This is a genomic window from Photobacterium obscurum (assembly GCF_026191635.1).
GTDB classification, from domain to species: domain Bacteria; phylum Pseudomonadota; class Gammaproteobacteria; order Enterobacterales; family Vibrionaceae; genus Photobacterium; species Photobacterium obscurum.
This window is the reverse complement of record NZ_JAKRRW010000016.1, coordinates 33,289-48,176: the sequence shown is the minus strand read 5'-3', so window position 1 is coordinate 48,176 and position 14,888 is coordinate 33,289. Positions and strand designations below refer to the sequence as shown.

Annotated in this window: 14 protein-coding genes; 13 read left to right on the top strand and 1 reads right to left on the bottom strand. The window is 50.1% G+C overall.

Annotated features, from left to right (window positions below; genetic code table 11):
* Nucleotides 1-7: 7 nt before the first annotated feature.
* The 13 genes from flgL (at nucleotide 8) to MD588_RS17995 (ending at nucleotide 13,102) form a co-directional block, all read left to right on the top strand.
* A complete protein-coding gene (gene flgL / locus MD588_RS18060; protein WP_265698951.1) occupies nucleotides 8-922 on the top strand; it encodes a flagellar hook-associated protein FlgL in 915 nt (304 codons plus the stop codon).
* A 66-nt stretch (nucleotides 923-988) separates the two neighbouring features.
* Nucleotides 989-2,074, top strand: a complete 1,086-nt coding sequence (locus tag MD588_RS18055) for a hypothetical protein (protein ID WP_265698950.1) — start codon at nucleotides 989-991, stop codon at nucleotides 2,072-2,074.
* A gap of 335 nt (nucleotides 2,075-2,409) precedes the next feature.
* A complete protein-coding gene (locus MD588_RS26065) occupies nucleotides 2,410-3,636 on the top strand; it encodes a flagellin N-terminal helical domain-containing protein (RefSeq protein ID WP_322784260.1) in 1,227 nt (408 codons plus the stop codon).
* A 229-nt stretch (nucleotides 3,637-3,865) separates the two neighbouring features.
* Nucleotides 3,866-5,416 carry a flagellar filament capping protein FliD gene (fliD, locus tag MD588_RS18040; RefSeq protein ID WP_265698949.1) on the top strand — a complete coding sequence of 517 codons (1,551 nt, stop codon included), beginning with the start codon at nucleotides 3,866-3,868 and terminating at the stop codon, nucleotides 5,414-5,416.
* 15 nt (nucleotides 5,417-5,431) lie between these two features.
* Nucleotides 5,432-5,836 carry a flagellar export chaperone FliS gene (gene fliS / locus MD588_RS18035; protein ID WP_265698948.1) on the top strand — a complete coding sequence of 135 codons (405 nt, stop codon included), beginning with the start codon at nucleotides 5,432-5,434 and terminating at the stop codon, nucleotides 5,834-5,836.
* Nucleotides 5,837-5,843: 7 nt separating this feature from the next.
* Nucleotides 5,844-6,116 (top strand): hypothetical protein, encoded by a 273-nt coding sequence (locus tag MD588_RS18030; protein ID WP_265698947.1) that lies wholly within the window; start codon nucleotides 5,844-5,846, stop codon nucleotides 6,114-6,116.
* 8 nt (nucleotides 6,117-6,124) lie between these two features.
* Entirely contained in the window at nucleotides 6,125-7,375 is a 1,251-nt protein-coding gene (locus MD588_RS18025) for a flagellar hook-length control protein FliK (RefSeq protein WP_265698945.1), read from the top strand.
* Between the two features lie 45 nt (nucleotides 7,376-7,420).
* Nucleotides 7,421-7,906 carry a flagellar basal body-associated FliL family protein gene (locus tag MD588_RS18020; RefSeq protein WP_265698944.1) on the top strand — a complete coding sequence of 162 codons (486 nt, stop codon included), beginning with the start codon at nucleotides 7,421-7,423 and terminating at the stop codon, nucleotides 7,904-7,906.
* 10 nt (nucleotides 7,907-7,916) lie between these two features.
* Complete coding sequence (locus MD588_RS18015) at nucleotides 7,917-8,672, top strand: FliA/WhiG family RNA polymerase sigma factor (RefSeq protein ID WP_265698943.1); 756 nt, start codon at nucleotides 7,917-7,919, stop codon at nucleotides 8,670-8,672.
* 12 nt (nucleotides 8,673-8,684) lie between these two features.
* Nucleotides 8,685-9,533 (top strand): flagellar motor stator protein MotA, encoded by an 849-nt coding sequence (gene motA, locus MD588_RS18010; RefSeq protein ID WP_265698941.1) that lies wholly within the window; start codon nucleotides 8,685-8,687, stop codon nucleotides 9,531-9,533.
* 6 nt (nucleotides 9,534-9,539) lie between these two features.
* Nucleotides 9,540-10,529, top strand: coding sequence for a flagellar motor protein MotB (locus MD588_RS18005; RefSeq protein ID WP_265698940.1), 990 nt, complete (start codon nucleotides 9,540-9,542; stop codon nucleotides 10,527-10,529).
* Nucleotides 10,530-11,061: 532 nt separating this feature from the next.
* Complete coding sequence (parM, locus tag MD588_RS18000; protein ID WP_265698938.1) at nucleotides 11,062-12,108, top strand: plasmid segregation protein ParM domain-containing protein; 1,047 nt, start codon at nucleotides 11,062-11,064, stop codon at nucleotides 12,106-12,108.
* Nucleotides 12,101-13,102, top strand: coding sequence for a hypothetical protein (locus MD588_RS17995; protein WP_265698937.1), 1,002 nt, complete (start codon nucleotides 12,101-12,103; stop codon nucleotides 13,100-13,102). Before parM ends, MD588_RS17995 begins: the two co-directional genes overlap by 8 nt.
* Before the next feature lie 73 nt (nucleotides 13,103-13,175).
* Here the strand turns inward: MD588_RS17995 and MD588_RS17990 are convergent, their stop codons facing one another.
* Nucleotides 13,176-14,879, bottom strand: a complete 1,704-nt coding sequence (locus tag MD588_RS17990) for a sodium:solute symporter family protein (protein WP_265698936.1) — start codon at nucleotides 14,877-14,879, stop codon at nucleotides 13,176-13,178.
* Between the last annotated feature and the right edge of the window lie 9 nt (nucleotides 14,880-14,888).

Below are 14,888 nucleotides of genomic sequence, written 5' to 3'. Positions count from 1 at the left end.
AAGTGACATGCGTTTAAGTACGGCTCAGCTCAATAGTGTCATGCTCACCAGCATGCAAACCTCGACCACCGGGGTCAACAAATCGTTTATGCAGCTGAGCTCGGGTGAGCGAATGCTCAAGCCGTCGGATGATCCGCTAGGCTCGGTTCAGCTGATGATGCTCGATCGCGAGCAGGCCAACATTAACCAGTTTCAGAAAAATATTTCTAACCTGGAAGCGCAGCTGGGCCAGACCGAATCCCACCTGGATTCGTCGAACAATGCCGTGTTGCGGGCGCAGGAGCTGGTGACCAGCGTAATGAATGCCAGCAACAGCACTACAGCGGGCCGTGAGGCCATTGCAACAGAATTAGATTCGATTCTGGAGCAGCTGGCCGATACCGCTAACAGCAAGAACCCTAACGGCGACTATATTTTTGCCGGTACCAAAACCGATACCCAGCCAGTGGTAAAAGACCCTACGACAGGTAAGTACACTTATATGGGCAATGGTGACCAGCGGATGGTACAGGTGGCCGAATCGATGACAATTCCTGCCAATCAGACCGCAGATTCGATTTTTTTCAGCGGCGGAAGTGATATATTCAACACCCTGGATCAGCTAGTGACGGATTTGCGTGATCCGTCGATTGAGCAAGGCACGCTAACCGCCAGTGTAACCAATGCTCAAAGTGATCTCGATGCCACGATGAGCACTATTAACAAGGTGTGGACGGACGTTGGCGGACAGCGTAATGCACTGACCATGGTCGACGGTTCTCATGAAGACAATAAATTGCTCAATGATAAGCTGATCGGCGAAGTGAAGGATCTGGATTACAGTGAGGCGATTCTAGAGATGAACTCTCAGATGGCGGCACTGCAGGCAACCCAGATGACTTACAGTAAAATCCAGAATTTATCCCTGTTTAAATTGATGTAATCGGGGCAACCCGAGTGGGGTCGGTAACAGTTTATCGGCCCTGTCTGACTGATAGATGAGGCCACATTGGTTAATCAAATTACCTCCAGCCACAGTACTCTGCGTAGCAGTGACAGTACACAACCTGATCGTATAGCGAAGCAGCAGCCTGTTGTCGCGGTGGCAAAGGTTAGTGAGAAACAACCGAAACAGCAGCAACAGCATTCGAGCCTGGGTGGCAAGAATCGCAGCCTGCTGGTAAAGACTAGCGAGGCGCATCGTCAGGCCGCCCAGGCGCAAAGTGCGCAGAAAGCGTTGCAAGAAGCGGGCGAGCTACTGGGACAGCTACGCCAGATGGCACGCCGTTCGCTCAATACCCAGGAAAATAAGAAAGACCAGTTGCAGCAGTCATTGCATCAGATGAAAAACAAGCTGGTTAAGTTAACCCGTGAAGCCAAGTATGAAGGCGAGCCGGTGCTGCATCATGATCTGACTCCGCGCATTAGCGAGCAGCCGCAGCAGGAAGGCTTTTCGATGAAGGGCCTGCGCCTGAATACCCTGCGCCAACAAGATGAGATTTTGCGTTTCCAGTTTGACTCCGGAGCGCCGAACTCGGTGCGGGCGAGGATTGATAACGATGAAAGTATTGATGAAATCGCCGACAAGCTGAATCAGGCGTTTGCCCCGCGCAATATTCAGGTTGAGGTCGACAAGTATGGCGATCTGGCGTTTTCGGTGCCGAAAGAACAGTGGCCGGAAATTAAAAAAGGGATCTGGATGTCGGGTGGCGGACAGATCCTACCGGCGGGCAATCCGGTAAAAGCCAAGCTGGAGCCGAAAGACAAGAATGCGGTTGAGCCGCAGGAACTGGAGTTCGGCAAACCGCAGTCTACCCGCAAGGCATTGGCTGATATTGAACGCATGATGCAGAAAATTCAGCAGGCCCTGACCCAGATGAATAAAGTGCAGCGTCAGGTGAGCCTGGATCTGGAGCAATTGATGAGCACCAATATGATGAAGTCCGGCGTGGTTAGTAGCGACGGAGTGATTGAAGCCAGCTGGTTGGAGGCCCCTGGTAACGTATCGCTGCAGCTGATTGATAATGCAGTACCGACCCTGCTGGCCCAGGCGAATGCCTCGCGCCATAACGTGGTGGCGTTACTTGAGCCATAATCATTCTTTTGATTTAGATAGTTAAAAATAGAGCGAGCTTCGGCTCGCTTTTTTATTGCCTGTTGTTTGGCTCTTTTCTTATTGCCGCTTGTTCCCTTTTCTGACAACAAGTCATCACAAAACACGGCCACTAGCATTGGAAGCGGTATCACGCTATATCAGAATTATTCGTAAAAAAGTCCTAAAAAAGGTTTAAGCATTCCTCAGCCAGGTCGCATTAAAAAAGTAACAAGACAAGAAGCACTGTCATTCGAACCTCGACCCAAGCAATTCGACGCTGGTTTTGACATCCGTTATGACATTGACCGTTTAATACTGAACTGAGGAATTTTCCCATGGCAATGAGCCTAAACACCAACTTCGCATCAATGAATGCACAGCGTAACATGATGGGTACGCAAACTTCGCTAAACAACTCTCTGAACCGTCTGTCTACCGGTCTTCGTATCAATAGCGCGAAAGATGATGCTGCGGGCCTACAAATTGCTAACCGCATGGATTCTCAGATCAACGGTCTGGGTGTGGCTCAGCGTAATGCTAACGACGGCATCTCAATGTCTCAGACGGCAGAAGGCTCACTGCAAGAATTTACCAACATCCTACAACGTCAGCGTGACCTGGCGGTTCAGTCTAAAAACGGCACTAACTCAGATTCTGACCGTGCAGCACTGAACAAAGAATTCCAGGCGCTGAGCAAAGAGCTGGATCGTATCGTAGAAACAACGACGTTCGGTAAGGGCGAGAAACTGTTTGACAAACTATCTACCGGTGTTGATTTCCAGGTAGGTGCTGATGTTGAGCCAAAAGATGCAACGGTTACCTCTAAGGCTGATGGTACCAAAGCATTGGCAGATGTTCAGAGTGCCCTTGGTGGTATCAGTGATGCTGACTTAGCCACTTTCAAAACGCTTGAGGCAAAGGTAGGTGCAGGTTCTGGTACAGCAAAAACTCTAACGGCTGGTGAAGCGACTCTATTGAACAACACTCTTGGTACCGATCGATTCACCACTGGTTTAGATGTTGATGCTGCTGGTGAAGCTTTCACTGCTGAAGAGCAAAAGCTGGTAGACCTAGCTAATGCTGTAACTGTGAACTTTGACGGTAGCACTTTGACTGCAGATGCAGCTGATGGTACTGGTACAAACGACTTGAGTGCGCTTAAAACGGCAATGGATACGGCAGGCGTAACCTCGACTGCATTTGCTGATCCAAACGTAATCAACGTAAAAGTAGACAGTGCATCACTAGATACAGCTTCACTAGGTAAAGTTGATACGATTGCTGATTCTGAAACAGCGATCCAAGAAATCGATGCAATGATTGATAACGTAGGTTCTATCCGTGCTGACCTGGGTGCGACGCAGAACCGTTTCCAGTCAACTATCAACAACCTGGGCAACATCAAAGAGAACATGTCTGTGGCGAAAGGCCGCATCATGGATGCAGACATCGCGGCAGAATCTGCCAACATGACTAAGCAGAACACAATGATGCAAGCGGGTATCACCGTACTTTCTCAAGCAAACCAGATGCCAAGCATGGTTTCTCAGCTACTACGTTAATTGTTGTAGTTGCATAACTGTAGGCGGCTATTTTATGTCGCCATATTTATTCAGAGCGGAAGTTTTACTTCCGCTTTCTTTTTATCTGGCCCTTTAAAATCACCATTTTAAAAATGGTATGGATTTTGCTTTTAGTGTCATTTCGGGTTGTTTCAGATCGTTTTAAGTTGCTCTGGGACGTGTTGCTTGGCTGAACCTGAGTAAAGGCACTCTTGGCGGAGATTAGAATATGTTAATGACAGGATTAGGCTCAGGCATTGATTATGAAAGCATGATCAGTGCAATCGTTGCTGCCGAACGCGCGCCAAAAGATAACCAGCTCGATCGCACCGAGGGCATGAATAGTGCCGAGATGGATGCGCTGAAAGAGATTCAGAGCACCATCAACAGCTTCCGCGACAAAGTTGAGGATTTGAACTCCAGCAGCGATCTCGAAAAACTAAAATCGGTGTTAAGCAACGAAGACGTATTGTCGGCAACCGTCGATAGCAATGCGGTCGCCGGGGAATACAGTTTTGAAGTAACCCAGCTGGCACAGGCCCAGCGCGATCAGCTTTTCAAGGTCTCGGAAGGCAGTACGTTCACCAAAGGCAGCATCAGTTTTGACTCGGTTAACATTGATATTGCAACCGTACAAACGGATCTGATCACCGAGCAAAACGACAAGAAACAAGCCCATACCGATCAGGTTTACCAGGATATTGCTGACAAGCATGGCCTGGATGTCACCACCGATCAGGCTGCAATCAAAGATATTCTGGAAAACTCAGCTAACCCGGATTTTGACCAGAGTCGGTTGGACAGTTACAACACCCGTCAGCAAGCTTACGACGATGAAGTTACCCGTTTGACCAATGACGGGGTGACGATTGAAGAGCTGCAGTCGGCGATCAATAACCATCCTGACAATGACGGGGTGAAAGCGACACTGGTTCGTTCCGGTGACGGGATCAGCATGGTACTGAACGGTAAAGATACCGGGGTAGCGAATGCCGTCAGTGCCATCAGCGTAACGATCAATCCTGCAGATATTAAAGGCAACACGCTGGATATCACTCAGCCTGAAAATAGCCAGAAGAACCTGCAGACAGCCGAAGATGCCATTGTGAAATATGGCTCGATGGAGCTGACTTCGGCCACCAACAAGATGGAAAACGTGATCGACGGTATCAGCCTGAACCTGAAAGATACCGGCACGGTTAACGTCAAGGTCGAGCGTGACGAGGCGGCGGTCAACACCAATATTAAGGCGTTTGTCGAAGCCTATAACTCAGTCATCGAGACGGTCAATACCTACACCAAATCGAGCGAAGACGGCGCCGCGGCACTATCTGGCGATTCGGCTACGCGTAGCATGATCAGCCGAATGCGTGGGGTGATTGGTGACGAGTACACCGCATCTACCTATCAGACGCTGTCTCAACTGGGTATTACCACCACCCGTGAAGGGACGCTGGAAATCGACCAGAAGAAGCTCGACAAGGCGCTGGAAGATGACTTTGAAGCGGTCTCGACCCTGTTTTTGGGCGATGGTACCCAAACCGGCATGATGGATGAGATGCTGGTTATTATGGATGATTACCATAAAAATGGCGGTACCTATGATCGCCGGATTGACCAGCTGGAATACAGCAATAAGCAGATTGCGGAAGACCGCGAAAAGCTGGACGAGCGAATGGAAGCCAAGACTATCTACCTGCGTAACTACTACGCCAAGATGGACAGCCAGATTGCCCAAATGAACCAAACTCAGAGCATGTTGTATAGCATGTTGATGTAATTAGAGCGAAAAGTGATGAATAACGAAGGTCTAGGTGCTTACCAACATTCACAGAACCATGCCCAGGCGGCGTCGGCCAGTCCGCACCGCCTGATCCAGATGTTGCTGGAAGGGCTACTGGAAAACCTCGGGCGTGCCCGCGGCTTTATGGAGCGCGGTCAGATTGCCGACAAGGGCATGATGATTTCCAAGTGTCTCGATATCTTGAACGGTTTGAGCACCGTATTGGATGAAGAGAAAGGCGGCGAAGTGACTCAGGAGCTGTTTCGCCTTTACGACTACTGCGGTCGCCGTTTGTTCGAGGCCAACATTGGCAACGATGTGGCAGCCATTGATGAGGTGAGCCACCTGATCAGCGAAATTCTCGAAGGCTGGGTTGTGCTGAAACCAAATCGCGTGCAGGTCGGCAGTGAAGATTGAGCTGCAGTTGAAGAGACTGCACGACAGTTTTGAGCAGGCTCTGGCGGCTCAGGACTGGGATGCGCTCGCGCAGCTGGATGGCAAACTTCAACGAGCTATCCCGACAATCAGGCAGCAGCGATTGACCGTAGCCGAGAAGCAACAGCTTCAGCGACTTAACGGGTTTTATAGCACCATGATTGCTGAGGGCGAGCGAGAAAAAGCGCGCACCCAGCAGCAAATCCAGCAGCAGGCGTGTAATCAAGAAGGAATGCACGCCTACCTGCAACATCAAGAATAAAGAGTGACATGCAAGTTTCAGCCAATGTAGCCGTAAAAAACGCTACTCAAACAAGCTCCTCATCTGTGGGCTCCCCAAGCATTCAACCTAACGGCTCCAATAACAGTGAGCCGGTAAGTTTTGCTGAGTTCGAGCAGAAGCTGGATCAATCAGCGGTCTCGGAAGAAGAACACGCTGAAGTTGCAGAGAACGGTGACCAACCGTTGCAGTCTGCCGAATCTTCACAACAGCCATCGCAACCGCAGTCGCAACAGCTATCGGCCGAAGCGCTGAGGTTACAGGGCGGAACACCGGAATCTGCAGCAATGAGTCTGGCGCAGCAGAATGCTTTGGCTGGTTCGGCGGCTGCTTTGCCGGTTTCCTCGTCGGCAGCCACAGTGACACCGCAGCTTCAAGGCTTGCAGGCAGGCAATCCGCTTTCCGGGTTGGAAGCTGGGCAGCAGGAGCAGTTGCTAGCGCAGCTAGCCGGACAGGTTACTGGACAGCAAGCAGGGCAGAGCAAGGGCCAGGATGCGGTTCAGCAGATGAACCAGTTTTTGGCTCGGTTAACCGGACAGGCGGCGCAAACCGACCCGGCCAACGCCGAGTTGCTTGAACAAGTGCAACAGTTGGTCAAACAGCAAAAGGCGGTTGCAGGTGATGCGTTGCCACTTGCCAAGGAGATGATGATACCTGTCGATGGCGGCACCCTGATGGATAAGCTGGCGGCGACCTCGCTATCGGTACCGGCAATGAATATGCACAGCAATATCAGTAGCCAGATCAACAGTGGTACCAATATGACTATGCCATCATCGTCTGCAACGACCAGTGCTACGCAGCAGTTTCATGCCAGTGTGGATGTGACTGAGCCGGAATGGGGCCGTGATCTGGTTGAGCAGTTACGCTCGCGTATGCAGCTGAGTAAAACCGATCAGATCCAGCAGGCCCATGTACGGTTGGACCCGCCTGAATTGGGAAGACTGGAAGTGAACCTGCGCCTGGAGGGAGACAAGGTTTCAGTGCACTTTACCGCTGCTCATCCGCAGCTGCGTGAGGCACTCGCGGCCAATGCCGAGCGGCTAAGGTTTGATCTCGATGGCAGCCAGATGCAGCTGGCAGACGTTTCTGTTTCTAGCGGGCAGTATCAGCAGTCGCACCAGCAGTCAGGGGCGGAAGATGAAACTGGCATCATGGCAAACCAAGTGATGATGCAGCCTGAAGATACTTCGGCGACGGCGCTATCGGGCCTGGAAGGTCGTTACGAAGCCATGGTTTGATGGCGCGGTTTGACGATGCGGTTTGATGATAAGTAAGAAATTGATATGACAGATGAAACAACAGAAAAGAAAAGCAAACTCCCGCTGATCATTGCGGCGGTTGTGCTGGTTGTTGCCCTGGCCGGAGGCGGGGGCTGGTGGTATTTCCAGCAGCAGGCTAAACAGCAGGTTGTGGCTGAAGTGGCAGAAAGTGTGCCCGTGGCTGCGTTGGTAAAGAAACCGGTTTTTTTGCCGCTGACCAAATTTGTGGTAAGCGTGCCTGGCGATGATCGCCTGCATTACCTGATGTTGGAAGCATCCTTAATGAGTTACGACCAGGACCAGCTCGACACGGTACAGGAATACATGCCGGTCGTGCGTAATGCGGTGATTACGCTATTAAGTGAACTGCATTATAGCGACCTGACTCAGTCAGGTGTGATGAAGCCACTGCAGGCGGCGCTACGCGATGCGATTCAAAGTGTTATGAATGACATGGCGAGCAGCAAAGGGATCGATCAGGTACTGATCACCAAGATGGTGATCCAGTAAGGAGTCTGATGTGCACAGTGCAGCAATGTCTTATGAATCTCAGGGGCTTCATGCCTACCAGCAGAACCGCCAACCGGTCCAGAAGGCGCGGGAAACGCGTTTGGTTAATCATTTTGCCGGTCTTGTAAAGCGTGTGGTGAGGCACCTGGCTGGCCAGGTGACGACTGTGATGTCGTCGGAAGATATGGAGCAAATTGGCCTGGTGGCCCTGCTTGATATTATTCGCCGTTACCCGGATGAAGATGATGCAGCACTTGAACGTCTGGCTGCGCAGCGTGTTCGTGGCGCCATTCTTGATGAACTGCGTCGGATGGACTGGCGTTCTCGCCGCTCTCGCCAAAACGGCCATGAGCTCAGAGATACTGAGCGTCAGCTTAGCCGCCAGTTGGGGCGGGTGCCGACGGATCAGGAGCTGGCAGTAGAGATGGGGATCGATCTGGGGGATGTACAACGTCGCCGGCTTGATTCCCAGGCTGAAAACCTTGGTAGCCTGGAAGCCTTGCAGGACGATGGTGAGCAATTTTTTGGCCTGAGCTTCCAATGCAATACCTATGAACGTGCGCAATTAAAACAAGCAATGGCCAAGGCTTTGTCTCGTTTGCCCGAGCGGGAGCAGGTCATTTTGAGTTTTTACTATGAGCATGAAATGAATCTTAAAGAAATCGCCTTGGTATTTGAGCTGACCGAAGCCCGTGTTAGCCAGATCCATAAAAAGGCTCTGAAAAGCCTGAACAGTATGTTAACTGACTGGCGTGCGTCAGTGTAACGGAGTAACAAGATGCAAATTATTATCGGCTTTGTCATTGTTTTCGGGTGCATTGTATATGGTTACACCCATGCCTCGGGGCGCTTGTTGGCGCTTTGGCAACCAGCTGAATTTATTATTATTCTCGGGGCCGGTTTTGGTGCAATGGTGATTTCGAATCCGACCTATGTGCTGAAAAATACCCTGACTCGCCTCAAAATGGCGTTTGGCAAGGGCTATGGTGCCGATTTTTATAAATCGACGTTAGAGTTGATGTTTGAGCTGCTGGAAACCATCCGTAAGGACGGGATCAAGAAGCTTGATGACCACATTGAAAATCCGCAAAGCAGTGCGATTTTTAATAAATATCCGGCAGTGGCTAAATCCAATGTGCTGGTGAGTTTCATTACCGACAACCTGCGTATGATGGCGATGGGCAAAATGAACCACCATGACCTGGAGGCAGTGCTGGAACTCGAGCTGCATACCCTGGAAGAAGACTTGATGCGACCGTCGAAAGCGTTGGGCAAAGTCGGTGAAGCGATGCCGGGCTTTGGTATCGTGGCTGCGGTACTGGGGATTGTGGTGACGATGCAGAGCATTGGCGGCGACCTGGCTCTGATCGGGGTAAAAGTTGCCGCAGCTTTGGTGGGTACCTTCTTCGGGATCCTGATGTGTTATGCGGTGTTTGAACCGTTGGCGGCGACAATTGCCAATCAGGTGAAAAAAGAGATGATGGCACTGCATATGATCTCGGCCATTCTGGTCTCCCAGGCTCAGGGGAAACCGACCTTGCTGGCGCTGGATGCCGGTCGAAAAGTTTTGCATACCGAGTACAAGCCGACCTTTGCCGCAATGGAAAACTGGATGACAGGGCAGTAGTAAACCATGAGCAAAGATCACCATATTATTATTGTTAAGAAAAAAGCCCGCGGTCATCACGACGAGCATCATGGTGGTGCCTGGAAAGTCGCGTTTGCCGATTTTGCGGTGGCGATGATGGCTTTTTTCATGGTGCTGTGGCTGATGGGGATCACCACCCAGGAAGAGCGGATCGAAATTGAAAAGCGTCTACAGACGGCGACAGTATTCGATAATATTTTTGAAATTACTAACAGTCCTTTTCCGATTGATTTTGATGGCAATATGTCGCCATTTGAGAAACCAATGAGTGAAGTCAATCCGGGAACTGAGCGTTTTGGTTCGTCGATGTCTGCTCCGTCATCGGACAGTCAGAAAAAAGGCGGACGAGATCGCAAGCTGAACTCGGCCCTGGCTGGTAAGAACCTGTCGATCCCGGAGCTCGGGGTGTTGGCCAAGGCTCTGAATCAAATCGCAGAAGAACTTTCGGCATCAAACAATATTGTGCTGGAAATTGTCCCGCAAGGTTTGCGGATCCTGATCCAGGATGATGACGATCATTATATGTACGAGCGTGGCAGTATTCAGATCACGCCGTTTTTTGAAGATATGCTGTTTAATATCGCCCCTGTCTTGGGACAGATCAAAAACCGTATCGTGATCAGTGGTCACACCGATAGTACTCAGTTCCAGCGTCGTGATTACAGCAACTGGGATTTGTCCGGCTCTCGTGCGTTGAAGGCCCGTCAGGTGCTGGTCGATTCCGGCTTGCCCGGTGGTAACGTGTTGCAGGTGGCTGCGATGGCAGAGCGGATGCCGGTAAACGAACAGAATACCCGAAGCGGTAAAAACCGCCGGATTGAAATGATGGTACTCACCAAGCAAGCCGACGAACAATTGGCATTGCTGTTTGGTAAGGGGCAGCCGGAAAGCAATGAAGGTAAGGCTGTTAATAAGGCGAGAAACTATGCCGAAGCCAACCGTCCGGTTTCACGGCTTGATATGTTAGTGAATTAATATCTTCGCTGATTTTTGAAAATATTGGCGGCTATTGTGAATTTTGTTTTGGATTAAAAGTTGCGACGGATTTTGTTCCGAAAAATTTAAATAGCCACCCACTATTGGTAACCAATTCTTATTGTTGTGATTTTTGAAATTCATAATATTTGGTGAGAATTTCAGTCATGAGTGGGTGGGTGTTTTAATCGAAACTTATAGCAGGTAGCGCGTAGATAACCATTGTTTCTCGGTGCTAGCTGCAAGATAATGCTGCGCTCTGGCGTACTCTCAGCGGTCCTTTGGGAAAGCGCTAAAGGGAACTGAGTTATACATAGTGATGTATATTTGCTGCAGTTAAAAATGAAAGATATTTATATCTTATGGCTGGCTTGCGACGTTTTATAATATTTGTTTTGTTTTTCAGTAAATAAAACAGGTTGCATTGCTTTTTAGTTGGTTGTTTTTATTTGATTGTTTTAGTTCGATATTTTTTGAGGCTACTTTAATAAATATCGTTGCTAATTCTTAATAGTTATTGTGAGTGAAAGTTATGACGGTATCTGCGTTTAAAATTGCGGTTGATGATGGTTCAACGAATGTAAAGGTTAGCTGGATTGAGAACAACCAGTTGAAAACGATTGTATCACCGAACTCTTTCCGTAAAGACTGGAAGAGTGCTGCACTACGACGCGATAAGAAGGTATATAACTACACCATTGGTACCACCAAGTACACGTACGATGCGACATCGGATAAAGCACTGGAAACGACGCATGTCGATTATCAGTATGATGATCTGAACTTGTTGGCTGTTCACCATGCACTGCTACAGACTGGGCTGAAACCATGTCCGGTTACCCTAGTGGTTACTCTGCCAATTACTGAGTTCTATAACTCTGAAGACTGTCAGCGCAACGAAGAGAAAATTGCCAAAAAGCGTCAGAACCTAATGCGCGAAATCAGCCTGAACAAAGGTGAAGTGTTCGAGATTGCTGATGTTGAAGTGATGCCTGAAAGTCTGCCGGCCGTGATGTCGACGCTAATCAATTCAAACTGCAATGAATTCACCCGCTCGCTGGTGGTTGACTGTGGCGGTACGACCCTGGATATGGGGATCGTGGTTGGTGAGTTTGATGACGTGTCAGCGATCTATGGTAACAATGAAATCGGCGTGTCAATGGTGACGGATGCCGCGCGCAAGGCACTGGCTTCTGCCGACAGTGACTCTAGCTACCTGGTTGCCAACGAGCTGATCAAACGTCGTAATGATCTGGAGTTCGTTAAAGATGTTGTCAATGATGAATCTAAGCTCGACAGCATCTTGGAAAAGATTGATATCAAGATTGAAGAGCTGGGTAATGCGGTTGCCTATGAAGCGAAGAAATTTGCCAAAAACCCGAACCGTGTTTACCTGGTCGGTGGCGGCGCTCCGTTAGTCTATCCGGCAATCATGGCGGCCTATGAAACGTTGGGTGATCGCGTGGTGCTGATCAAGGATGCCCAGTCGGCGCTGGCACGTGAATTGTGCCTGTACAATACCGAAGAAGACGATGTTCATATCGAGCGCGAAACTCTCATTGAGGTAGAAGATGAGTAGTAGCCAGTTAAAGCGAGTTAACTACTCGATTTATCTAAATCCTGTCAACTCATTGTCCGACCGCTATGCGGTCGGCATTATGCAGAAATGGGTTAACGAGCGAAAAGATATGCTCGATAACCCGGATGCAGGGCTCGACCTGCATAACAGCCTGCACATGCATAAAAACATCTACCTGTCAGGGATGTTCCTGCATTTGCTTAGTCCGGCACTGAGTGCCGGGCTGGCAACGTCTCTTGGTGATGACTCCATCAAAATGGCGACGCTGAAACAGCATTTTGATGCGTGTGGCCTAGCGATCCCGATGGCTTCTGGTCAGGCGCCGGATATTTCCCGCCAGGATATTGATGCGATCAAGGCCGCGGTTGATATGACGCCGCTATTTAATGAGATCCAGTCGTTGCGTGATGATTTGCGCCAAGCGAGCGAGGATAATTTGCGTCATGTCAGTCAATCATCTCAGCGTGAAAACGAGCTGCTACTAAGCCAGCAGAAAACCCAGCAGGAGCTGGCTGAAACACGACAGACATTGGTGAATTTATGCACCGAGTCATCAGAGCGTGAAAATGAGTTGCTACAGAGACAGCAGAATATTCAGCAGGAGCTGGTCGAAACCCGCCAAACACTGATTAGTCTTTGCTCTGAACTGGCCGAATCAGTATCGGCTAATGCAGTTCAGCCTGCCGAGGTCACCGCTTCTGAAGGTACAACTCCTGAGGTTACCGCTCCCGAGGTGACAGAGCCTAGCAGTGAGCCAGTAATTCCTGATATGACCGAGCTGCAGCAGACCCTGACCGAAGAGATTCGAGCCAATAATCACAAGCGCGAGATTGCGGAACTAAAAGCCCTGATCAAGGCGCAAAGCCAGCTTATCAAAAACCTGTCGCTGACTTCCGCAGCCGATTCGACGGGTTCGACTCCTGTTGAGGAGGTGCCAGATCTGACGACGACCATTGCCAATATGCAGAAGGTCAAAAAGAAAGGTTTATGGTAATACCAAACCGAACAAGAAAAACGGAGCATGATGCTCCGTTTTTGTTTTCTAGCCACTGACTTTTCAGGCAGTATTAGTGATCGTGTGCGGCACCGGCGCCTTTTGGATAACGGATAGATTCAACCATATCCTGTACTTCTGTCGGTACTTCGGCGGTGAACTTGTTCACAACAATCGAGACAACAAAGTTCAGACACATACCCAGCGTACCGATCCCTTCAGGGCTGATACCGAAGAACCAGTTGTCAGGCGTACTTGCCGCCGGGTTGATGAACTTGAAGTAGATGATGTAAGACGCGGTAAATACGATACCTGCCAGCATCCCTGCAATGGCTCCTTCCTTGTTCATCTTCTTGTAGAAGATACCCAGGATAATGGCCGGGAAGAAGGAGGCCGCTGCCAGTCCGAAGGCAAAGGCAACAACCTGGGCGACAAAGCCTGGAGGGTTGATACCCAGGTAACCGGCACCGACAATCGCCACAGCAGCACCCACTCGGGCGGCAAGCAGTTCTTGTTTGTCGGTCATATTCGGCTTGAAGCCTTTCTTCAGCAAGTCATGGGAAATCGAAGTCGAGATCACTAGTAGCAGACCTGCTGCGGTTGATAGTGCGGCAGCCAATCCACCAGCAGCCAGCAGGGCAACCACCCAGTTCGGTAGTTTCGCCAGCTCAGGACTTGCCAGTACAATGATGTCACGGTTGATCTTCATCTCGTTGCGGTCATCGCCCGAGTAGAACATCTTGCCATCGCCGTTCTTGTCTTCCCACTTAACCAGACCAGTTTTTTCCCAGTTGGTAACCCAGCTTGGTGCTTCTGCAGCCGCGACACCTTGGTTTTCCGGACCATTGATGGTTTCAATCATGTTGACACGGGCAAAGGCGGCAACGGCAGGTGCTGTAGTGTATAGCATAGAAATGAACAGTAGCGCCCAACCCGCAGAGATACGTGCATCTTTAACACGCGGTACGGTGAAGAAGCGGATGATTACGTGTGGCAGACCAGCCGTGCCCACCATGAGTGCGGCACAGATGAAGAATACGTCAACCATACTCTTCGAACCGTCGGTGTAGGCGGTAAAGCCTAATTCTGTGGTTAACCCGTCGAGTTTATCCAGCACATAGGTTTCCGAACCTGTTAGCGTCGAGCCCATACCGATTTGCGGCAGCGGGTTGCCCGTCATCATGATAGAGGTAAAGATAGCCGGTACCAGGAAGGCGAAGATCAGGACGCAGAACTGGGCAACCTGAGTGTAGGTGATCCCCTTCATACCGCCTAAGACCGCATAGAAGAACACAATTCCCATACCAATGATGATACCCATATTGATATCAACTTCGAGGAAGCGGGCGAAGACGACGCCAACCCCACGCATCTGACCTGCAACGTAGGTAAACGAAACGAAGATGGCACAAAAGACGGCAACCATACGTGCAGTTTTGGAGTAGTAACGCTCACCGATGAAATCCGGCACGGTGAACTGGCCAAATTTACGCAGGTAAGGAGCAAGACAGAGGGCAAGCAGGACATAGCCGCCGGTCCAGCCCATCAGGTAAACCCCGCCGTCATAACCGACGAACGAGATAATACCGGCCATGGAGATGAAAGATGCAGCTGACATCCAGTCAGCGGCGGTTGCCATACCATTTGCTACCGGGTGGACACCGCCGCCAGCTACATAGAATTCACTGGTTGAGCCGGCACGGGCCCAGATTGCGATGCCGATATAAACCGCAAAGGTTATACCTACTAAAATAAACGTCCAGGTTTGGATATCCATGAATAACCT

Excerpts from the sequence above, each read along its gene's own strand:
- flgL (WP_265698951.1), top strand. The coding sequence starts at position 8 with ATGCGTTTAAGTACGGCTCAGCTCAATAGTGTCATGCTCACCAGCATG.
- MD588_RS26065 (WP_322784260.1), top strand. The coding sequence starts at position 2,410 with ATGGCAATGAGCCTAAACACCAACTTCGCATCAATGAATGCACAGCGT.
- fliD (WP_265698949.1), top strand. The coding sequence starts at position 3,866 with ATGTTAATGACAGGATTAGGCTCAGGCATTGATTATGAAAGCATGATC.
- fliS (WP_265698948.1), top strand. The coding sequence starts at position 5,432 with ATGAATAACGAAGGTCTAGGTGCTTACCAACATTCACAGAACCATGCC.
- MD588_RS18025 (WP_265698945.1), top strand. The coding sequence starts at position 6,125 with ATGCAAGTTTCAGCCAATGTAGCCGTAAAAAACGCTACTCAAACAAGC.
- MD588_RS18020 (WP_265698944.1), top strand. The coding sequence starts at position 7,421 with ATGACAGATGAAACAACAGAAAAGAAAAGCAAACTCCCGCTGATCATT.
- motA (WP_265698941.1), top strand. The coding sequence starts at position 8,685 with ATGCAAATTATTATCGGCTTTGTCATTGTTTTCGGGTGCATTGTATAT.
- MD588_RS18005 (WP_265698940.1), top strand. The coding sequence starts at position 9,540 with ATGAGCAAAGATCACCATATTATTATTGTTAAGAAAAAAGCCCGCGGT.
- parM (WP_265698938.1), top strand. The coding sequence starts at position 11,062 with ATGACGGTATCTGCGTTTAAAATTGCGGTTGATGATGGTTCAACGAAT.
- MD588_RS17995 (WP_265698937.1), top strand. The coding sequence starts at position 12,101 with ATGAGTAGTAGCCAGTTAAAGCGAGTTAACTACTCGATTTATCTAAAT.
- MD588_RS17990 (WP_265698936.1), bottom strand. The coding sequence starts at position 14,879 with ATGGATATCCAAACCTGGACGTTTATTTTAGTAGGTATAACCTTTGCG.